Genomic DNA, 19,103 nt, shown 5'->3' on the forward strand with positions numbered 1-19,103 from the left:
TGAATCATTGATAGTGCTTGAGCTGTCGGTTACGTCTTTCACCAGCTGTCCCAGCTCTGCGGGTATATCGATAGAGCTAATCGTGCCCAGATCTCCAAGCATCCAGTTAATAGTGACTGTTATCAGGTACATAGCCACAACTATAACGGCGGCTTTCCCCAGGAGATCTATCTTGCTCTTGAGCCAACAGCAGCGCTCATCCAGCTCGGCCAAGCCTTGCCTGAATATCTGTGTTTGCTGATTCATGCCTCACCTTCCGACTGGCTCCCGACCAGTTGTGTGCGAAGAGAGGTACGCATCTGCTCAATCTGCTTCTGGGCATTACGCCGCTCACCTGCGCCCTTGCGAATGATCGCCTGAACATCCTGCACAGTCCTGATCAGCTCGTCCTGTACCTTCTGCAGCGTTTCAGGATCGATGGCCAGCCGCTGGTTGGCTTTGGCGGTATCTACGGCATTGCGGTGCAGCAGCTCGGCATTGCTACGCAGCAGGGCATTGGTGGTGTCGTCGATCGATTGCGCCAGCTCGACGGCGTTGCGCTGTTCGTTGAGTGATACCGCCAGCATGAACTGGCGTTTCCATGCCGGAACCGTGATTTCCCGGATCGTGTGAAACTTGTCGATCAGCATCTGGTTGTTGGCTTGTATGATGCGGATAGCGGGCAGGCTCTGGTACGCCGAATGCTGCATGGCTCTGAGATCGTCAATGCGTTTATCAAGATTGGCAATCTGCGCGTCAAGATCCGCCAGACGCTGAAGCTGGGTAGGATCGTTATTGACGCTCTGGCGCATGTCTTCGGCCTGTGCCCGCATCTCATTGAGCCGAAGGTGTCCGGCCGCTACGTGTACGCCCAGGAGATGATGCTCATTCTCCACGGCAGCAAACATGCTGTTCAGGGAGGCATTGCGCTCGGCAATGTTGCCTTGAGCCGTCTGCACCTCGCCGATAAGCTTTTCGATCTGCTCACGCGTGGTGTCAAAGCGCGCCAAAGCGTTGCCTCCCCGCAACTTGATTCGATTGATCAGGCCGCCAATGACCGGCAGGCGTGAGCGCTTTTGGGTGAGGCCGTTAATGTTGACCGAGCGGGCAAGGGTAACAACCTGTGAGAGCTTCTCGCCGGCACTGTCGAGATCCTTATTGGTGATCTGGTCCAGTAACGGATCTGCATAGCTGGACGTATGCGCCGCTACCTCACGCCCAAAGTTGGCCACGCTTGCGAGGTCTTCAAGCTTGATGGTCTGGGCAACGGTCTTGATCTGCTCGATATCCGTATCGTCAAGGCCAAGAGCGCTGAGGCTGTTGGCATCCAGCGTAAACACGGTAGCGGCATGGCGAGACTGCTGTGGCTGAATATAGGTATTCACAATGCGTGTTCTCCGTTGCTTAATGGATGCCGTCTAGGCTTTTGGAAAGGCTGCTGAGCAGGTCTTTGTGGGCACGAGTAGCCTCGGCCACCATCTCCGCGCTCATGTGCCGTGTTGTGAGTAAGGTCAAGGTGTGCTGGCGCCAGACCGGCACCAGAACGGTCACGGTCTCGTTGAAACGGTCCAGCATGTCGAGCGCCTGCGCACGGGTCAGGCGCATCTGGATCACGCTCATATCGTGGGATGAGAGGAGGGTGGTCAGGTTGACGATCTTTCGCGTCAGGCGGTCTCGCGGGTTGTCGAACCCCCATTGCGCTTGCTTGTAAAGGCCAAGTTCAGGGTTCTCGTCCAGGAATTCCCGTGCAGCCTGGATATACAGGCGCAGCCGGGCGGCCTCGTCCTGAAGGCTGACAAGAAGGTTATCCAGCGCCTTGAGCGTATCCGTGACACGTTGAGCATGAACCTGTGCCTCTTCGATCAGATCCTCAAGATTCTTGCGCGCGGAGTAGTAGCGTGCCTGGCGCTCAAGGCCCTTGCCTATCCAGCGCTCAAGCCGAGTAGGCTGTTTTGCCATCTTGCGCGGGTCCGCGTCAGCGAGCCTTTCAACAATCTGGCCGATCAACCCAGCCAGCCTGGACACTGCTGCTGTTTCCATGAGGTCCGAGTAACGATCCACGCTTGAGCTGTCGATGGCGCCAGCGCCGTACTGTCCGATGGCATCGCTATCAAGAAACAGGGCGGGCAGGGTCTCGGTCTTGATGTGCTCAACCGAGATCATGGGTAGGTTCATGTGTGCCTCCGGAGAAAACCACAACTCAGTGGAATTAACCGGGTGCGTTCAGAGATGACCTGACTGCAAGACCTCTTAACGCCCCAGCCGCGGATCTGATACCTCAAGGCATCAGGTGCTGGTGTTATGTTAAGGGATCAAGAACCCATCCAATGGGCGTACTGCCTACCCGCGCGGGTAGGCAGTAGCCCGATTGACCCTATTGCATTTATTCAAATTTGGTGTATGGAAACCCCGCATTGGTATCAAAGGTGAAGTAATGCTCAACGAGAACGATCCAGACCATGGAATCACTCGAAGTCGGACTGACGACGGCTGGTATGTAGCACCAATCCGGAGCGGGGAGTCTCCCAAGGCCTTTTTCGATGCGGCCTATGACTTCGATCCTGGCGCTAGCTATATAGCCGCCAAGGAGCTCAACGATCAGCTTCGTCCGTACATTGCACCGATTCGCAATCAGGCCAACCAGCGCAGCGATAAAGCCCGCCCTGACCTGCCTGTCGGCATTACGCTGGCCACACGCAAAAGTGTTAACCGAGGGGGCAAGGGTTCACAGCTGCTCTACAGCTTCAAGGTGACGCCCTTAAGAGGAAAGCCGGTCAATGTCTACATTGGTACCGCCAATACCTGGGAGGCAAATTTTGCCAAGGCGCTGGAGAGGGCTGTAGCAATCAGGGAAAGGAGTCGGGAGCTCTTGCTGAAGCCAACTCACACGAATACTGCCCGCGCTTGATAGTCTGGTTGTTCCTGCTTGCCTTGCATTTCGCCAAACTCGTGAGAAGCTGATTTCATATCAACGGATGGAAGAGTTAGAGGAAATCAAAGTGACAACGACATACAAATCTCAGGTAATGCGAGGCATTGAGCTTTTGGAGCTTTGCCAAAAACTACAGTCCGAAAAAGATGGTGTAGACCGGCCAGATCCTCTTTCCATCGTTAAGAGTAAAAAGCTTGATCAGTTTGCATTGGATGTAGAGAACGCAATTGTTTGGATGTCTTCAATCCTGAAGCTGTATCCGCAATCGCAAAAGCTGGCCGCATTGGGTAAAGAGCTTGAAGCGCAGGGAAAGATCAAGCTAGAGGCTGGAGACAGCTATAGCGAGGTGGCGCTGGACTATCTGTGTCACCAGCATGGGATCGCTTGATTAAGGATTGGCCAATGATCGAATCAGATCTACCAGACAAGCCAGAGGATATTGCATCCCAGCAGGCAGTCTATACACTGAGAAAGACCAAGCTTGAAGTCCAGAAGCTGGAAGTTGAGATTGAAAAGTTAAGACTGGATAGCCAGAAAGCACTCCTGGATATGCGCAAGGTATCAGGTGAGCTTAAGGAACAGCCTTGGGAAATTGTCCGTAAGTGGGTAACCGTATTTGCAGTGGGTGCAGCAGCTTCCTTTGCTGGAATGACTGCGCTGAACAAGGTACAAGAGGTTAAACATGATCAACAAGCAGCAACAGCCGCTGAAAAGCCCGTATCGGAACGAACAGGAATTTCAAACGTTCCTGGCCAAGATCGATCATCAGCAGTCCAAAAGTAGCCTGGCTCTGATTGCTAAAGCCGGCGCTGCCGGTGTAGCAATGGTGGTAGCTGGCGCTTATATGCTTCACTGGATTTCATCGTGACGATCCAGTATTTGCCGTGCTTAAGCACGGAAGATCTAGTATGAGCGCCAAACAACAGTTCAAGAGCCCCTACCTGAACGATCCGCAGAAGGTTCAAAGCATCATCCATCAGATGCAGAAAAACCAAAGAAATAGCTTTGTTCCGCTTTTACAAGCAGCTGCGATTGCGGTTCCGGTCATTGGCGGTGGAATATTCCTTCTGTATAACCTGTTGACCTGAGTAGCATTCCAAGTCTCCTAGAGAGCCTTGGTATAATCTCGATTTCCAATAAAAGCCACATGTTGCTTGTCAAGGCTAAGTAAAGATGTGGGTGGGCCCGGCAATTAGAAATGTCATGGCATTCGGCTAGAAAAGGCTGTAACCCTAGGTTTTTCCGCGAGAGTCTAGTATGAGTAGCTGGGAGATTTTCAACACTGATCATTGGCAGGTAACTTATAGACGTGATTCGCGTTATCCGGGGTACCTCATTGTCAGTCCCACGCTCTCAGCTTCGGAAATGACCGATTTAAGCGATGGAGCTTTGGAAACGTTGGGCGGCGTACTAAAGAGATGTGAGATCCTACTGAAAAAAGCCTATGACTGTTACAAAGTAATTATTTATCGCTTTGGCTTTTCTCCTGGCTTCAGTCTGCATTTTCACATTGTTCCAGTCATGCTAACGCTTCTGTCAGAGATTGCTGCACACCCTAATTACGCGGAAGTACCCGACGGTAACGACACTGTGCTTTTTCTATCTAGGGAGTACTGCGAGCGTCCGCTGACCCCTGAGGAGCAGACGCTGCAGGACCAATCCATTCGTACTCTCAGGGATCTTATTTAGCTGAATCACGGCACTATTACTTGGCCCTGACATTCTCACTGCGCATAACATAAGTTATGTTAAATCGATATCACTTCTGCCTGCCCTTCAGCTCTTTGTTTTATAGCTAAAAACATCGCCACCTTTCCTAATGCACTGTCTTCAACCGTACAGCCGTGCTTCAGCATGGCCCATGTACTCAAACATTGCTCTGGCCGCTCATTAACATTGAACCTTGTCTGAACTCGCATACAACTATGCCATGACCTACGGTTTGAGCTTTTATTTGATTTCTTCAGAAGAAGTGCACACAGGGTGAATACCTGATACGACCCCATAGTCGCATGTTTCGTCCACGCGTACGCGGTAGGCATCAACCAAGCATGCCTTATCCTTACATTTATTACGCTTACTCAGCCATATGCGTTGTTCATTTCTCAACTCAGCTTTAGAGCCTCCAAAATCAGATAAGAGCATGCTTTTATAATTCTCAGCAAGGGCATCATCGAGCCTGCTAAGCATGGGGTCAGTACAGATCATTTTTTCTACAGAGGTTGAGGCTTTAGTACAGTCAAACGAGACTGCATATGAAGTAGTTGTTATGAAGGCACATAAAAAGGACAGGAAACGAGAGTGCATGTTGCGCCTACTCCTAAGATGAAAACACTAGCTTATTCAGATCGATAAAGCGCCATGTACATGTGATGTACAATCTTTTGAGGAAATTCCCCTCCATTAAAGAAAACATGCTTCTGCTGAGATTTGGAGCCGAGCTCGAATGGCCTTTCAGGCTTTGTCTAACGGCCCCTAGATAGATTCAACCTCTGTAAGTTTTCTTGTAAAATAGCTAATGTGCGTTCATTTACGCAGGCTTATTCGGGCATACTCTAAATGATGGATACTAAGCAAAAGTGCAGCGGCCTCAGCATCACTGACCTGCCCCCCCCCCCGCTTTAGTACCGTAGTAGGCCCTGGGTTTGATATTGGTTTTTCTTGCTTCAGCTGCTGCCGGCTGGCTCGCCAACTCGCAGCAAATTCTGCCGGGGTGAGATTGCCGATTGCACTGTGCGGACGGTGCTCGGTGTAATCCCTTCGCCAGGCCGCGATACGGATTCTGGCTTCGGCTAGCGAACAGAACCAGTGCTCATTGAGGCATTTATCCCGGAACTTGCCGTTGAATGACTCGATGAAGGCATTCTGCGTGGGGCTTGCCAGGCTGGATCAGCTTCAGCTTGATGTTGCGCTGGTAGGCCCACTGATTGAGCGCCTTGCCGGTGAATTCAGGACCCTGGTCGGTGCGGATCGCTTCTGGATAGCCGCGAAACCGCGCCATCTCATCCAATGCCCGGGTGACACGAACCCCGCTGATCCCGTGTTCCACCAGGATGCCAACCGCCTCCTTGGTGAAGTCATCAACCACTGTCAGGCATTTGATCCGCCGTCCTGTGCTGAGCGCATCGAAGACGAAATCCATTGACCAGACCTGATTCGGCGCATTCGGCAAACTCAGGCGCTCGCGCTCTAACGCGACACCGTGGCGGCGCCTGCGGCGCTTCACCATCAAGCAGGAGGCGCGATACAGGCGATAAATCCGCTTGTGGTTGACCTGCACGCCGGCACGCCGCAGCAGGATGTGTAGGCGGCGATAGCCAAAGCGCCGACGCTCTTGGGCCAGCTCCACCAGTTGGGCTTGCAGCCCGGTGTTTTGCTCGCTAGTACGAGGCTGGTAGCGCAGCACCGAGCGGGACAGCCCGATCAGCTGACAGGCGCGGCGCTCGGAGATGCCGGTTCGCGCCTGCATCTCTTGCACCGCCTCCCGCCGTGCTGTCGGGCTTACCCTTTTCCCCGGGCGACTACCTTGAGCGCCTCGATGTCGAGGTGTGCTTCGGCGAGCAGCTTCTTCAGCTGGCTGTTCTCCAGCTCTAAATCCTTCAGCCGTCTGGCGTCCGGCACGGTCATGCCGCCGAACTTGGCGCGCCAGGTGTAGAACGAGGCATCACTGAAGCCGTGCCGCCGGCACAGCTCCTTCACCGGCATACCGGCTTCTGCCTGCTTAAGAAAGTCGAGGATCTGCTCTTCGGTAAAACGCTTTTTCACTGCCGTCTCCTGCTCGGAAAACGGGCTCTACTAAGTTCGGCGTGGTATTGAAATCGGGGAGCAGGTCACGCTTTTTCCGCCCAAAAAAAAGGTCTTTTCGGTTTCCCCTAAGCGGGCTTAGAAATCAGCTAAATCAAGAGCATCTTGTCTATCTCCCTTGTGCCAGCCGACTATCTTCTGCGCAATGTAATCTTCGTTGGGCTTTCCAAGCGTAGCTTCGTCATACAGTGGCATAAAATTTCATACAGGAAAAAAATGGATATTATCAATTGATGCTCAATTGCGAAATCGTGCCAGACAGAGTGTCCGCTATTGGCCTATTCCGTTGAAAAACTCGCCTCGTAACTGATCGGCGTCCGGCCCGGCGCCAAGTTGCTCCAGGCGAGTAGTGATTTTTCAGGCTATCGAGCAAGGTTTCTGAAGGCGAAAGCCCCTGTTCCGATCAGATCGCCAGGCCATTTACCCCTTTTTGCACTTTCGGCATCAGCCACAGGGCCATTCGCCTCAAATTCTGGGCAGTGGCAGCCAGCAAAAACTCGTCCTGCGCACCACTTAGGCCACGAAGTCGAAGCCTATCTAGGCGCAAGATGCGCTTGAGGTGGGCGAACAGCATTTCCACCTTCTTTCGTTCACAGCGAGAAACGAGGTATTCCGGTGTCTTGGCGATGCGTCGCGCTACGTCGCGGGCAGCTTCATGGATGCTCCGAGCGATCTTACGGAATACGGTATTGGAGCAGCACTTCGCTTTCAGCGGACAGGTGGCGCAGTCGGTTTGGCTGGAGCGGTAGATGATGGTGTTGGCCTTGGTCACCCGCGATCTTTTCTGGGTGAAGGTGCGCCATTCACTGCGTAGAGGTTTGCCGGCTAGGCAGCGGTATTCATTGGCCTCCGGATTCCAGTGGAAGTCCTTACTGGAGAGGCTGTCGTTCTTGCGCTCGGTCTCGTCCCAGATTGGGACAAGCGGATCGATGTTCTTTTCTTCGACCATCCAGGACAGCATCGGAGCCGTGCAATAGGCGGTATCAGCGATGAGGCGCTCTGGCGTGAGGTCAAACTGCGCTTCGACGCGCGCCACCATCGTTTTGGTCGAATCAACTTCGGCGGCACGGTGCGCCGGGGTCGCTTCTACATCCAGGATAACGCCGTGCTCAGTGTCGATCAGGTAGTTGGTGGAGTAGGCAAAGTAGGCCGGGCCACCTGGTGCTGCAGTCCAGCGAGCCAGCGAGCCAGCGGGTCGGTGAGGGAAATCTTCCTGGGGAGAGCTTCAGCCAACGCCTCTTCATCAAGCGCTTCGAGGTACTCGCGTACGGTGCGGCTGCTGAGTGCTGGATCGCGCCAATCGATTTCATCTCCCGCTACCCCACGTTGCCGGCTGGCATCCGCCTTGATGATGCTGGCGTCGACAGCGAAACCTTCGCCCTTGACTAGGCCCGCTGCCATGCAGCGCCGCAGGACCTCATTGAACAACCAGCGGAACAGATCGCTGTCACGGAAACGGCCATGGCGATTCTTCAAAAAGGTCGAGTGATCATAACTTCGTCTTCCAGGCCCAGCCGGCAGAACCAGCGATAGGCCAAATTCAGATGCACCTCTTCGTACAATCGCCGCTCGGAACGGATGCCATAGCAGTAACCGACGACCAACATGCGCACCACCAATTTCGGGTCAATCGAGGGCGCCCGATAGGACTATAGAAATCCGCCAGGTAGGCGCGCAGACCACTAAGATCCAAGCACTGATCGATGCTGCGCAGGAGGTGTTGGGGCGGGACGTGATCTTCCAAATTGAACGAGTAGAACAGGCGCTGCTGCCCACTCGTTAACAGTCCCATCATGCTATTCGCCCCCACGCTCGCTGACAGAGCAATTCTGACGACGGCATGGGGAAGTAGCTACTTTTTCAACAAAATCAGCCGAAACGGGCTGTCCGAAAAACCAGAGGCGAGCTTGCTCGCCTCACCTTCAGAAGCTGTCGCGCAGCGTTGTCATCAGATGCGCAGTTCGCCATAACTCACCGTGTTGGTATGAACGTCGTGATTCAACGCCATGAAGTCCAAGGTGGGCGTCTTCAAATCGTTTCTAAGTGGGGTCGGTTGAGAGCAACACCTCTCCTAAGCCTAGAAACGCAACTTTCACATTTGCGCCTCAGGCCTGTCCAGCTTCCTGTGGCGACCAAATCACCAGCTTTCAATGGCTGGTTCTGAGACGCTGCACGCCTCGCCAACCATCGTATCGAAGCCAAGGGATCCGTGAAGGGATGGCTTCCAATATCGGAGATCTGCAGTCTCTCATCTACCCACACCTAGACAGCCTGCTCCGACCAGTCTGCGGGAGGGTGGATCATTTCCCCTAAAACCAACGCACGGTTGAGTTGTTGGTCGGCCAGACGAAGCAATGGATAAGTTCGCTCACCATTTTGAAAACGCGTATCGCACAACTCAATCCCGACCTGCCATGCTTCGATCGCTTCATATGCTACCGCGCGATCGGCATCGCTATCGACATCCCGTCCAAGTTGCACGATCAGTTCACCCTCGATTCCGAACCGGTTTCAATAGCCATCAGGAACCTCCCAGCCTGATAGATGAATTGCGCGGCTCGAGACACGCGCGGCGCTGACCAACTCCCCTGGGCTTCCACCAAGCTTCCAGGCTGTCACCGAAGACTCATTGAACCAACCAAGCTCCGAGGCGACGATTTTCTGAACCCGATAAGCGTCGGTTTCGGCCATCAAACCGAGCCCATCATGCAGCAAATTTCGCCGCTCTCGCCAAGCATGAAGCAATGCCGCTGCTACCTCGGTCGTGCCATTCATAGCGGCAGTTCATTTTGACGACGACGGGATTGGGCCGGAACAGGCCTTTTGCATGGTAAAAACTTCCCATGCCCCGGCTTAGCCCTTGGTTTGCCGTCCCAGACGACCTCGCCTCGTGCCAGCGTTACTGCAGGCCATGCACTCAGCTGCATGCCTTCATAGGGGGTGTAATCAACGTTGTGATGCAACATTTCGTTGGTAACCCGTACCGGGTCGCCTTCATTCCAGATGACCAGGTCAGCATCCGCCCCGATTGCGATGCTGCCTTTGCGTGGGTACAAACCATACATCTTGGCGGCATTGGTAGATGTGAGTGCGACGAAACTCTGAGGGGTAATCCGGCCTCTGCGAACACCTTCAGACCAGAGAAGCGCCATTCGCGTTTCGACCCCAGGAATACCATTGGCTACTTGTTCAAACGTCGGGCTTTCACCGTGCGCTTTTTTGCCGTCGCGCCCCTCGTACCGAAACGGCGCATGGTCCGATGAAAACAGCTCGAATGAACCGTTTTCCAGGCCGTCCCAGATAACCTGCTGGTTGGCCGGATCGCGAGGCGGAGGACTGCAGATGCATTTCGCTCCCTCAAAGCTGTCATCGCATCCGAGCGAAGCGGCCGTCAGGAACAGATATTGAGGACAGGTCTCGGCGTAGACCTTGAGGCCTTTGCTCTGCGCCCAGCGAATTTGTTCGACCGCGTCACGACCGGAAACATGGACGATCAGAATTGGCACATCCACCAACTCGGCCAATGCAATCGCTCGGTGAGTGGCCTCGCGCTCAACCAGCATGGGCCGCGAGCTGGCGTGATAACGCGGTGCATCAAGGCCAGCAACCAGTAAGCGCTCAGTTAGCCAGGCAATGCAATCGCTGTTCTCGGCATGCAGCATCACCATGGCCCCTTCCCGACGCGCAACCGACAGCGTCTCCAGAACTTCTCGGTCACCCAGCTTCAGCGCATCGTAGGTCATGTAGATCTTGAACGAGGTGTAGCCTTCGGCAATCAGGGCAGGTAGCTCCCTGTGCAACACATCGGGCGTTGGGTCAGTCACGATGAGGTGGAATGCATAATCGATCACGGGCTTGTCGCCAGCGCGTCGATGGTAGTCGTCGACGGCGGCACGCAAGCTCTCGCCTTTCTGCTGGCAAGCAAAAGGGATGACAGTGGTAGTGCCACCGCAGGCAGCAGATATGGTGCCACTGTAGAAGTCGTCTGCCATGACAGAACCGTCGCCGGTCGGCTGATCGAGATGCACATGGCTATCGACGCCACCCGGCGTGACGTGCCGTCCCGCCGCGTCAATCTCTTTCATTCCAGGGGGCAAGTCAGTCGCCAGCGAAACAATACGTCCATCACGAATACCGATGTCGCAGGTAAAAATGTCAGCGGCCGTGACCACACGGGCATTACGGATAACGGTGTCCAGAATTTGCATATCAACCTCTTTCAAACAGGAGTCAACCACCATTATTCAGGGCGCCGAAAGCTGCGCCCGGGTGCTCGAAGCCGTTCGAACCTACGGGTGGTATCTAGAATTACGGGTACATAATGCATCGCTCGAAGTCATGCCTCGTCGACGCGCACTACGTAGTTAAAGCATTACGTCGCCGCCGTTGGGAGACAGTGTTTGCCCGGCATAAAATGCTCCAGCACCCGAAGCCAGGAGCAAAGCGGTAGGTGCGATTTCACCTACCTGGCCGAAGCGCCCCACCGGTAACTGTGCTTTTTTCGCCTCAAGCCATTCAGCGCTGTGATTGCGCAACAACTCGGTATCGACCGGCCCCGGCGCGATCGCGTTGACCATTACATTATGTGACGCACCTTCATAGGCCAGTGCTCTGGTGAACCCCACTACCCCGGCTTTCGCCGCACAGTAATGCGCCAGCCCTGGCGCCCCCTTGTAAGCCAGTTGTGAAGCGACGTTGATGATACGACCATACTGTCGCTCAAGCATCGCGGCGAAAAAGGAGCGAGTGACCAGCATCGTCCCGCGAAGATTTATCCCGACGACACGATCCCAGTCGTGGTCGTCCGTCATGGCGAATGGGCGGTCACCTCCACCTACGCCGGCCGAATTGACGACAATGTCTACGTGCCCTAACTGTTCTTGCGCCCAACCAGCAAAGCGCTGTACCGCAGCCGGATCAGAGACATCACATTCGCTGGCATGCAGCTCTAGGCCTTGCGAACGCAGGCGCTGTTGGAAAGCCTCTGCATTCTGATGATCTCCAACATGACAAATGGCGACTTCTGCTCCGTGCTCCAAAAACAGTTGTGCGATCGCCGCACCGATGCCCCTGCTTGCGCCGGTGATAACTGCCTTGCGGCCCGAAAGATCAAACACGTTACTCATGACCAACTCCTAGTATTTCGGTGCGGGATGGACGCTATGCCAGTGGTTGGCAATATCGATGCGTCGAGTGATCCATACATCCGGAAAACTCGAAACGTAATCGAGGAACCGCTCCAATGCAGCTGCGCGGGCCGGATGTCCCACCAAGCGCAGATGCAGACCGACCGACATCATTTTGGGTTGGGTTTCCCCCTCCTTGTAGAGCATGTCGAAAGCATCTTTCAGAAAGCTGAACCACTGACTGCCGGTACTTACGCCTGCGGCAAACTGCCCGTCGTTATTGGTCAATGAATACGGGATGATCAGATGAGGCTTACCGCTTACTTGAGTCCAGAACGGTAACTCATCGCCGTAGTAATCCGAGTCGTAGGTGAATCCCCCTTCCTCGACCAACAGCCTACGAGTGTTAACGCTAGGGGAGTATCGGCAGTACCAACCCTGAGGCCGAACACCGGTTGTACGCTCAAGGGATTCGACCGCTTTACGGATGTGCTCCCGTTCTTGTTCCTCGCTAAGCTGGTAGTGTTTGATCCACCGCCAGCCGTGGGAGCACACATCGAACCCAGATTCGCGAATAGCCCCACAGGCATCTGGATTACGCTCAAGGGCGAGTGCGCAGCCATAAATGGTCGCCGGCAGTGAGCGCTCCTGGAACAGGCGCATCACCCGCCAGAAACCCACTCGACTGCCATATTCGAACAGCCCTTCGGCAGCCAGATCCCTACCTTGTACACCGGTGTCGAGCCCACTGCTTTCGGTGAACCACGTTTCCGTGCTTTTCTCGCCATCCTGAATTGACGGCTCCGAACCTTCCTCATAGTTCATGACGAAATTCAGCGCGAGCCGGGCGCCTCCTGGCCATTTGGGATCGGGAGGATTACGGCCATAGCCGACGAAATCTCTTTCAAGGTCACTCATGTTTTCTGCACCTTGGAAATATGAGGAAGGTGAGTCGACTCCAGCCAGCGCGCGTACGCTTTAATGCCGTCATCAAGGGATAGCCTTGGCTCGTAACCAAGATCACGACGCGCCGCTTCGATACTGAATTTCTGCTGGAGCTCATCGACAGGATCGGGACCCGGTTGAAGCGCGATATCAGCATCCGGAAAGATCTTGCGTACCACCTGCGCGACCTCTTCGAGCGTTACGCGGGTATCGCCAGTGACGTTGTAGGTCGTTCGCGGCAGCACAGGAGCATCCAGCGCGCACAGAAGCCCCTGAACCGCGTCTTCAACGTGAACGAACTGTCTGGGGAAGTCCGATCCAAAAGGCATTCGGGTGGCGCGCTTGGCGAGGGCGTCCTCCAGCATCGTCCGAATCACACAGTCCGTGGTTCTACCAGGGCCGTAGACCCAAGACAGGCGAACACTCGCAGCGGACAATCCGTACTGCTCTGCGTAAGCCGTTATGATGTACTCGGATGAGACCTTGCTCGCGCCGTATAGGCTCGCTGGCTTCAGCATAACGTCTTCGCAAACAGGGCCTGACCCGACCGCCCCGTAAGCACTCGTCGAGGAGCAATATACAAATCGACGAACACCGTGAACGCGCGCCACCTCAAGTACGTTGGCGGTACCGACAATGTTCACTTGCACCATCGAATACGGCACATCACGCGCTACCATTGGCCCGGAAAACGCACCGCAGTGGACGATGGAATCGATGCCGCCTACAGCGATCGCATGCAGACGATGGACGTCTCCAAGGTCGCAGGCTGTGATCTGGATTCCTTCCTGAGTAATCGAGGAGAGGCGATCCAGTGCCAACACCGGTCGGCCTTGCTTAGCCAATCGCCGTACCACCTGTCGACCTACCAGCCCTGCCGCTCCGGTGACAAGTACCGGTTTGGTTATGTAACGATCGAAATTCATGCGCGCAGCTCCGCCTGAGGAACCCGAGTTTCGACCTCTTCTCGAACCTCGATAGGGAGTTCGGCCTCAAGCAGCTTGCGGGTATAGGCCTCCTTCGGGTTGGCAAAAATTTCCTCCGTCGGGCCTTGCTCGATGATCTTACCGTTACGCATGACGGCAACGTAATGCGCTAAAGACCGGACCGAATTTAAATCATGAGTAATGAACAGCGCTGACAGCCCCATGCGTTTTTGCAAATCCCGTACAAGATCGATAATTTGTGCACGAACCCGTATATCGAGCGCGGTCGTCGGCTCATCGAAAATCACGAAATCAGGACTGACCGCCAAGGCTCTGGCCACACCTACGCGCTTCTGCTCACCGGCCGTCAGCTCGTGGGGGTAAACGTCTGCCTTAGCCCTGGAAAGGCTAACCAGATCGAGCAACTCCATGACCCGCGCTTCTTTTGCGGTGCGGGTCAACGGTTCGCCCAACTTGAGGGGCTCGGCCACGAGATCGCGCACCCGCCATCTGGGGTTCAGCGCAACATAAGGCTCCTGGAACACCATCTGCATCCGGCGGCGTACGCTTCTGAACTGCTTGTCAGAGAGCGTCAGCGTTTCTTGGCCATCGAACCGGATCGAACCCGAGTCCGATTGAAGTAATCGAACAAGGCATTGGCCGGTGGTGGTTTTTCCCGACCCGCTTTCTCCAACGAGGGCCAGTGTCTCGCCTTTGCGGATCGTCAACGAGACATGGTCGACCGCACGAACCGGCTCGGCGGAGCCCTCGACATGGAACACTTTCACCAGGTCGGTCACTTCCAGCAGCGGTCTAGCCTCGGTGCCGTGTTGTGCTGGCTCAGAATCCATTGGCAACGGGCGCACTCTGGCAGCATCCAGCAAATCCTGGCTGTATGGATGCTTAGGACCATCGTTGAGAAAAGAGCGGATGGTGGCAAGTTCGATCAAACGTCCGGATTTCATGATGCCGACCCGGTCGCAGTAGCTGGCCACCATTCCTAGGTCATGGGTAATCAGAACTACCGCCAGTCCTAGCTCGCGCCCTTTCTCTACTAGCAAATCCAGAACTTGCAGCTGGATTGTCGCGTCAAGGCCCAAGGTTGCATCGTCGGCGAGCAGGATTTTCGGTTGAGCGATCAATGCCATGGCGATTACGACGCGTTGCGCCATGCCACCGGAAAGCTCGTGCGGATAGGCGTGCGCCCTTTTCTCGGGATTCACGATTCCGACTTGTTTAAAAAGGCGAATTGACTCCTGCCATGCATCCTTTTTGTTGATCCCTCGATGAGCACGAAGAATCCTGGCAATTTGCTCACCTACCTTCACAACCGGATCCAGCAAAGCTTTCGCATTGGTTCCGATCAGCGCAACTTCGCCCCCTCGATAACCGCGTTTTTGCTGCGGTGTCATCGTGGAAATAGGCTGCCCGTTGACCAATATTTGGCCTTCAACAACCCGCCCGTCACTTGGGAGCATGTCGATAATGGCTCGCGCGAGAAGCGACTTTCCTGCCCCCGTCTCGCCTACGATTCCGAGAATCTCACCCTTTTGCAGAGAGAAACTTACGTCTCGTAGTGCAGGCGGCATTGATCCGTCAGAAAATCCAACAGAGACGTTGCGTACCTCGAGCAAGGGTTCGTGGATTTTTTTCATGAAGTGCTCCTTGTCTGCGGGTCGAACATTTGCTTCGCCGCGTCTCCGAGAAGCGCAAACGTCAGTACTGAAAAAACAATCGCGAGCCCTGGAAACAGCGCTACCCACCAGATACCGAGGATCATTTGCTGCGCGCCGTTGCTTACCATCAGGCCCCACTCAGGGGTAGGCATGCGCACGCCGGCACCCACGAAGGACAGGCCCGCCGTCAGCAGAATGGCCATGCCGATACTGATGGATATCTGCACTATTGCAGGCGTCAGCGCATTTGGCAGAATGTGCTGGAACATGATCGAGCTGTTGGTAGCACCGCTGCATCTGGCGGCTGCGATGAACGGGCGATCACGCAGCGACAAGACCTCCGCACGGATCAGCCGGGCAAAGACAGGAGTAAAAAGAACCGCCAGCACAATGGCGACGTTCCAGATTTCCTGCCCCATGACAGACACCAGCACCATGCCCAGCACAAACACGGGGAAGGACTGGATAAAGTCAAAAAACCGCATGGCCAAGGAACTACCCCAGCCTTTGTAGTAGCCAATGGCGAGCCCGATTGGAACCCCGATGACAAAGGCGATGGCCACAGCGGTGACGCTGATCAGCAGGTTGATTCGGGTCGCGAAAATGACACGGGAGTAGATATCCATACCCGACACGTCGGTGCCGAAAAAATGCATTAGTGATGGCGCTTGCAGGGCATTGATCGGATCGGCATTTTCCGGTGAGTACGGGGCGATCCATGGCGCAAAGATGATCGCCACAAACTGAATTGCCAGTAGCACCAGACCTATGATCAAGGTTGCTTTGCCAGCCACTCTGCGCTTTGCAGACACCTGTTTCATACTTCGATCCTCGGGTCAGCGATGCCGTAGAGCACATCCACGACGGTGTAAACGATGAGAATGAAAGCAGCGGCTACCAGCACAAATCCCTGCAATGCGGGATAGTCGCTGTTCATTACTGCGGACACCGCGTACTGTCCGAGGCCGCCCCAGGCGAAGATCGTTTCAACCAGCACCGCCGCGCCCAACAGAAACCCGAAGAGAAAACCGACCATAGTGATGATCGGTGGCAAGCTATTGCGCAACGTGATTCGAACCAACTGCCATTCGGAAAGACCGCTCGCCCGTGCATGGCGAATGAACTCACTGCGATAGTTATCGGCGAAAACGATCTGGGTCATTTTCATCAGCGCACCAGCGTTGACGATGGTCAGCGTGAGGACCGGCAACCACAGGCGGCCTACAGCCGAGGCGAACGCGGCTGTATCGCCCGCGAGTAACGTGTCTACAGTTAGAAACCCAGTCACAGCAGGTGGCGCAGTGATGATCGGATCAAGCCTGCCGAACGGTGCGGGAGCAATGCCCGCGACATTGAATAGAAAGTAGATGAGCAGCAGACCGACCCAGAAGTCAGGGACGGCGCCCGCCGCCAGGCCATATACCTTGCTGAACTGGTTGATCATTCCTTCGGGCTTGGTTACTGCAACAACCGCCAGCACCACGCTCACGATGATCGTCAGGATCATCGTGTAGGTAATCAGCTCAAGCGTTGCTGGAACACGGTCGAGCAAATCAACGGCCACGGGGTTGGATGTGAACATTGACGTTCCCAGATCACCGTGAACGACAGTTGAAAGGTAGCTCGTGAACTGCGACCAGATACTGCTGTTGAGCCCCAGTCGCTCGCGCAGGCTTAGGATTTGCTCGGGCGTCGCCATATTGCCAAGCATCAGCAGCGCCGGATCGCCAGGCAGTAAACGAATCAGCAGAAACGTGGCAAGCAGAACGCCAAACATCTGCGGAACAAGAATAGTCAACCTGGCCAGAACGATACGTAGTGGGCGAGGTAGCGACCGCAATGAATTGCTAAGTCTCATACTGTTTTCCTTGCAAGTAGCCTTGCGCAACTAGAGGGGCGAAGCATCCCCCCTCTACTGGCTCTACTTATTTCTTGTAGAAGTCGTACCAACTGTTGCTGTTGGGCGTATACCAGCTGAAACCAGCGACATTGGCGCGAGTAGCAAGCTGGTAGCCTGGGTTCATCAGGAAAACCCAGGGGGCCTCGTCCACAACGATTTGCTGGACGCGCTTCATGCCCGCATCCCTCGCAGCCTCATCCGTGCTCGACAACGCTTCGTTAATTAGCTTGTCGACTTCGGCATTCTTGAATTTTGGGTAGTTGATAAGTGAGGCGCTGTTGAGCCAGAGATTCGCTACGTAAGCTGCATCAGGGACAATCGCCATGTCGCGGAAGAAATACATGGGGATCGTGCCCTTGGAGTACTTCTCCACCAGAGTCGACGCTGGCAACTTCACGAGCTCGACATCTACGTCTGCGCGGGCGAACGCGGTTTTGAGGATGACGGCAATCTCTTCCTCGATCTGATCACCGGTACGGTAGCCAAGCTGGGTTTTGAAGCCAGATTCCTGGCCCGCCTCTTTCAATAGTGTCTTGGCCTTCTCGACATCCTGGGTGTAGCTGAAATATTCATCGGTGTAGGACGGGTAGATTTCAGAAATAGGGCTCTTGGTTGCCCGCGCCTTCCCGTAATACACCGCCTTCAGGATGTCTTCACGGGGAACCAGGTAATTCAACGCCTGGCGAACCTTGGGGTTATCAAACGGAGGCGTCGTATTGTTCATTTCAACGCGATGAATGTAGTTGCCAAACACCTGCCAGATCTTCAGCTGAGGATTCTTCTCCAGCATCGCCAGCTCGCGAGGCGAAAGCCATTCAGCTACATCGACGGCCCCGGCTTGCAACGCTGCCAGGCGATTGGCCGACGTCGGCATCTCGCGGAATATGATTTTCGAAAGACGCGGCGCCCCCCGGTAATAATTCGGGTTGGCTTCGTAAACGACTTCCTGACCTGACTGAAATTTCGTCACCTGATAGGGAGCAAACGAGGCAGAGTGAGTCGCCAACCAATTGGATGCATAAGGGTCGTCACTGGTGACGTGCTTGCGGGCGGCAGTGGCGTCCAGAATACCCAAGTCATTATTGACCCAGATCCGCTCGATCAGAGGAGACGTCTTGGGCAAAGTGACCATGACGGTCATTTCATCCTGTTTCTTGAACGCATCTTCGAAGGATTCGATACCGAGAATCTGACTCATGTACCAGCGAAAGTTCGCGTTCTTGTTCCAACCCCGTTTGAACGACCACATCACATCGTCGGCGGACAGGGTGTTCCCCGCAGCGCTCTTGACGCCACTGCGTAAATGAAAGGTGATGGAGGTTTTGTCATCTGACACTGTCCAGCTTTGTGCCAGTGCTCCCACTAACTTGTCGAAATTTTCAACCGGCACACCGTCAACGTTCTTCATGTCGTAGGCCAGAAGGCGTTCGTAGATGTTGCGCTTGGCTTCGTGGGTGGCTTCGGTTGGCGGATATTCCTGATCGAGCGATTCAGGAGTCCGAGGCCCTGCCACAACCAAAATAGAGTTCGCATCCTGAGCGAATGCGATTGGAGCGACTGCCCCGCTGAGCAAAGTAACGACTGCCAACGCGTGCGCAGCCGGCTTCAGAAGGAACCGCATTACTTTCGTATTCATGGTATGGGTTTCTCGATTAGAGATGATTGAGTAAGCCCTTCTCAAATACGAAGACGTAACGCCAATGAACCTCTGGCCCACCTCCACCGCTCTAGAATGGCGCCCCAAGGCTTTGGTAGTGAGAAATCCAGTTACTGGCATTCAGCCTCCGATAATTGTCGCTAAATAATTAGAATTTG

The 19,103-nt window shown here is 54.7% G+C and carries 19 protein-coding genes and 2 pseudogenes; 5 read left to right on the forward strand and 16 right to left on the reverse strand.

The window, feature by feature from the left end; all coding sequences use genetic code 11:
* From B3729_RS24095 to B3729_RS24105, 3 genes are all read right to left on the reverse strand, one after another.
* A partial coding sequence (locus B3729_RS24095; protein WP_286789200.1) for a hypothetical protein occupies nucleotides 1-246 on the reverse strand: 246 nt, incomplete at its 3' end.
* Nucleotides 243-1,364, reverse strand: coding sequence for a toxic anion resistance protein (locus B3729_RS24100; RefSeq protein WP_286789201.1), 1,122 nt, complete (start codon nucleotides 1,362-1,364; stop codon nucleotides 243-245). The genes B3729_RS24100 and B3729_RS24095, both read right to left, overlap by 4 nt.
* Nucleotides 1,365-1,383: 19 nt before the next feature.
* Nucleotides 1,384-2,154, reverse strand: a complete 771-nt coding sequence (locus tag B3729_RS24105) for a toxic anion resistance protein (RefSeq protein ID WP_286789202.1) — start codon at nucleotides 2,152-2,154, stop codon at nucleotides 1,384-1,386.
* Nucleotides 2,155-2,413: 259 nt separating this feature from the next.
* Between B3729_RS24105 and B3729_RS24110 the strand changes: the two genes are divergently transcribed.
* The 5 genes from B3729_RS24110 to B3729_RS24130 all read left to right on the forward strand — a co-directional run bounded on the left by B3729_RS24110 (nucleotide 2,414) and on the right by B3729_RS24130 (nucleotide 4,600).
* Nucleotides 2,414-2,887, forward strand: coding sequence for a hypothetical protein (locus B3729_RS24110; protein WP_286789203.1), 474 nt, complete (start codon nucleotides 2,414-2,416; stop codon nucleotides 2,885-2,887).
* A 91-nt stretch (nucleotides 2,888-2,978) separates the two neighbouring features.
* Complete coding sequence (locus B3729_RS24115; RefSeq protein ID WP_286789204.1) at nucleotides 2,979-3,299, forward strand: hypothetical protein; 321 nt, start codon at nucleotides 2,979-2,981, stop codon at nucleotides 3,297-3,299.
* A gap of 14 nt (nucleotides 3,300-3,313) precedes the next feature.
* On the forward strand, nucleotides 3,314-3,694 hold the full coding sequence (locus B3729_RS24120) for a hypothetical protein (protein WP_181123817.1): 381 nt from the start codon (nucleotides 3,314-3,316) through the stop codon (nucleotides 3,692-3,694).
* A 125-nt stretch (nucleotides 3,695-3,819) separates the two neighbouring features.
* Complete coding sequence (locus B3729_RS24125) at nucleotides 3,820-3,999, forward strand: hypothetical protein (protein WP_286789205.1); 180 nt, start codon at nucleotides 3,820-3,822, stop codon at nucleotides 3,997-3,999.
* A gap of 169 nt (nucleotides 4,000-4,168) precedes the next feature.
* The gene (locus B3729_RS24130; RefSeq protein WP_286789206.1) at nucleotides 4,169-4,600 is read left to right on the forward strand and encodes a hypothetical protein; all 432 of its coding nucleotides are present in this window, start codon (nucleotides 4,169-4,171) and stop codon (nucleotides 4,598-4,600) included.
* Nucleotides 4,601-4,861: 261 nt separating this feature from the next.
* Here B3729_RS24130 and B3729_RS24135 read toward each other — a convergent pair whose 3' ends face one another.
* From B3729_RS24135 to B3729_RS24195, 13 genes and pseudogenes are all read right to left on the reverse strand, one after another.
* The gene (locus B3729_RS24135; RefSeq protein WP_010799452.1) at nucleotides 4,862-5,218 is read right to left on the reverse strand and encodes a lysozyme inhibitor LprI family protein; all 357 of its coding nucleotides are present in this window, start codon (nucleotides 5,216-5,218) and stop codon (nucleotides 4,862-4,864) included.
* A 363-nt stretch (nucleotides 5,219-5,581) separates the two neighbouring features.
* Nucleotides 5,582-6,676: pseudogene (locus B3729_RS24140) on the reverse strand (IS3 family transposase); the annotation flags it as partial.
* 442 nt (nucleotides 6,677-7,118) lie between these two features.
* Nucleotides 7,119-8,510 (reverse strand): annotated as a pseudogene (locus B3729_RS24145) (transposase).
* A 467-nt stretch (nucleotides 8,511-8,977) separates the two neighbouring features.
* Complete coding sequence (locus B3729_RS24150) at nucleotides 8,978-9,196, reverse strand: hypothetical protein (RefSeq protein ID WP_010799457.1); 219 nt, start codon at nucleotides 9,194-9,196, stop codon at nucleotides 8,978-8,980.
* A 30-nt stretch (nucleotides 9,197-9,226) separates the two neighbouring features.
* Nucleotides 9,227-9,490 carry a hypothetical protein gene (locus B3729_RS24155; protein ID WP_010799458.1) on the reverse strand — a complete coding sequence of 88 codons (264 nt, stop codon included), beginning with the start codon at nucleotides 9,488-9,490 and terminating at the stop codon, nucleotides 9,227-9,229.
* Entirely contained in the window at nucleotides 9,487-10,923 is a 1,437-nt protein-coding gene (hydA, locus tag B3729_RS24160) for a dihydropyrimidinase (protein WP_219652934.1), read from the reverse strand. Before hydA ends, B3729_RS24155 begins: the two co-directional genes overlap by 4 nt.
* A gap of 156 nt (nucleotides 10,924-11,079) precedes the next feature.
* Nucleotides 11,080-11,841, reverse strand: a complete 762-nt coding sequence (locus tag B3729_RS24165; protein WP_010799460.1) for an SDR family NAD(P)-dependent oxidoreductase — start codon at nucleotides 11,839-11,841, stop codon at nucleotides 11,080-11,082.
* A gap of 9 nt (nucleotides 11,842-11,850) precedes the next feature.
* A complete protein-coding gene (locus B3729_RS24170) occupies nucleotides 11,851-12,759 on the reverse strand; it encodes an allantoinase PuuE (protein WP_219652936.1) in 909 nt (302 codons plus the stop codon).
* On the reverse strand, nucleotides 12,756-13,712 hold the full coding sequence (locus B3729_RS24175; protein WP_286789207.1) for an NAD-dependent epimerase/dehydratase family protein: 957 nt from the start codon (nucleotides 13,710-13,712) through the stop codon (nucleotides 12,756-12,758). The genes B3729_RS24170 and B3729_RS24175 overlap by 4 nt, the downstream gene beginning before the upstream one ends.
* Entirely contained in the window at nucleotides 13,709-15,367 is a 1,659-nt protein-coding gene (locus B3729_RS24180; protein WP_010799463.1) for an ATP-binding cassette domain-containing protein, read from the reverse strand. Before B3729_RS24180 ends, B3729_RS24175 begins: the two co-directional genes overlap by 4 nt.
* Nucleotides 15,364-16,209, reverse strand: a complete 846-nt coding sequence (locus B3729_RS24185) for an ABC transporter permease (protein WP_010799464.1) — start codon at nucleotides 16,207-16,209, stop codon at nucleotides 15,364-15,366. Before B3729_RS24185 ends, B3729_RS24180 begins: the two co-directional genes overlap by 4 nt.
* The gene (locus B3729_RS24190) at nucleotides 16,206-17,246 is read right to left on the reverse strand and encodes an ABC transporter permease (RefSeq protein ID WP_219652937.1); all 1,041 of its coding nucleotides are present in this window, start codon (nucleotides 17,244-17,246) and stop codon (nucleotides 16,206-16,208) included. The genes B3729_RS24185 and B3729_RS24190 overlap by 4 nt, the downstream gene beginning before the upstream one ends.
* A gap of 67 nt (nucleotides 17,247-17,313) precedes the next feature.
* Nucleotides 17,314-18,924 carry an ABC transporter substrate-binding protein gene (locus B3729_RS24195; protein ID WP_286789208.1) on the reverse strand — a complete coding sequence of 537 codons (1,611 nt, stop codon included), beginning with the start codon at nucleotides 18,922-18,924 and terminating at the stop codon, nucleotides 17,314-17,316.
* Nucleotides 18,925-19,103 lie beyond the last annotated feature (179 nt).

The sequence above is a fragment of the Pseudomonas sp. UBA3149 genome (assembly GCF_002364655.1).
GTDB lineage: Bacteria > Pseudomonadota > Gammaproteobacteria > Pseudomonadales > Pseudomonadaceae > Chryseomonas > Chryseomonas luteola.

Bases quoted from the DNA above. Each gene is read 5' to 3' on its own strand.
- B3729_RS24185 (WP_010799464.1), bottom strand. From the start codon at position 16,209: ATGAAACAGGTGTCTGCAAAGCGCAGAGTGGCTGGCAAAGCAACCTTG.
- B3729_RS24195 (WP_286789208.1), bottom strand. From the start codon at position 18,924: ATGAATACGAAAGTAATGCGGTTCCTTCTGAAGCCGGCTGCGCACGCG.
- B3729_RS24165 (WP_010799460.1), bottom strand. From the start codon at position 11,841: ATGAGTAACGTGTTTGATCTTTCGGGCCGCAAGGCAGTTATCACCGGC.
- B3729_RS24125 (WP_286789205.1), top strand. From the start codon at position 3,820: ATGAGCGCCAAACAACAGTTCAAGAGCCCCTACCTGAACGATCCGCAG.
- B3729_RS24120 (WP_181123817.1), top strand. From the start codon at position 3,314: ATGATCGAATCAGATCTACCAGACAAGCCAGAGGATATTGCATCCCAG.
- B3729_RS24105 (WP_286789202.1), bottom strand. From the start codon at position 2,154: ATGAACCTACCCATGATCTCGGTTGAGCACATCAAGACCGAGACCCTG.
- B3729_RS24170 (WP_219652936.1), bottom strand. From the start codon at position 12,759: ATGAGTGACCTTGAAAGAGATTTCGTCGGCTATGGCCGTAATCCTCCC.
- B3729_RS24180 (WP_010799463.1), bottom strand. From the start codon at position 15,367: ATGAAAAAAATCCACGAACCCTTGCTCGAGGTACGCAACGTCTCTGTT.
- B3729_RS24130 (WP_286789206.1), top strand. From the start codon at position 4,169: ATGAGTAGCTGGGAGATTTTCAACACTGATCATTGGCAGGTAACTTAT.
- hydA (WP_219652934.1), bottom strand. From the start codon at position 10,923: ATGCAAATTCTGGACACCGTTATCCGTAATGCCCGTGTGGTCACGGCC.
- B3729_RS24190 (WP_219652937.1), bottom strand. From the start codon at position 17,246: ATGAGACTTAGCAATTCATTGCGGTCGCTACCTCGCCCACTACGTATC.
- B3729_RS24135 (WP_010799452.1), bottom strand. From the start codon at position 5,218: ATGCACTCTCGTTTCCTGTCCTTTTTATGTGCCTTCATAACAACTACT.
- B3729_RS24110 (WP_286789203.1), top strand. From the start codon at position 2,414: ATGCTCAACGAGAACGATCCAGACCATGGAATCACTCGAAGTCGGACT.
- B3729_RS24155 (WP_010799458.1), bottom strand. From the start codon at position 9,490: ATGAATGGCACGACCGAGGTAGCAGCGGCATTGCTTCATGCTTGGCGA.
- B3729_RS24175 (WP_286789207.1), bottom strand. From the start codon at position 13,712: ATGAATTTCGATCGTTACATAACCAAACCGGTACTTGTCACCGGAGCG.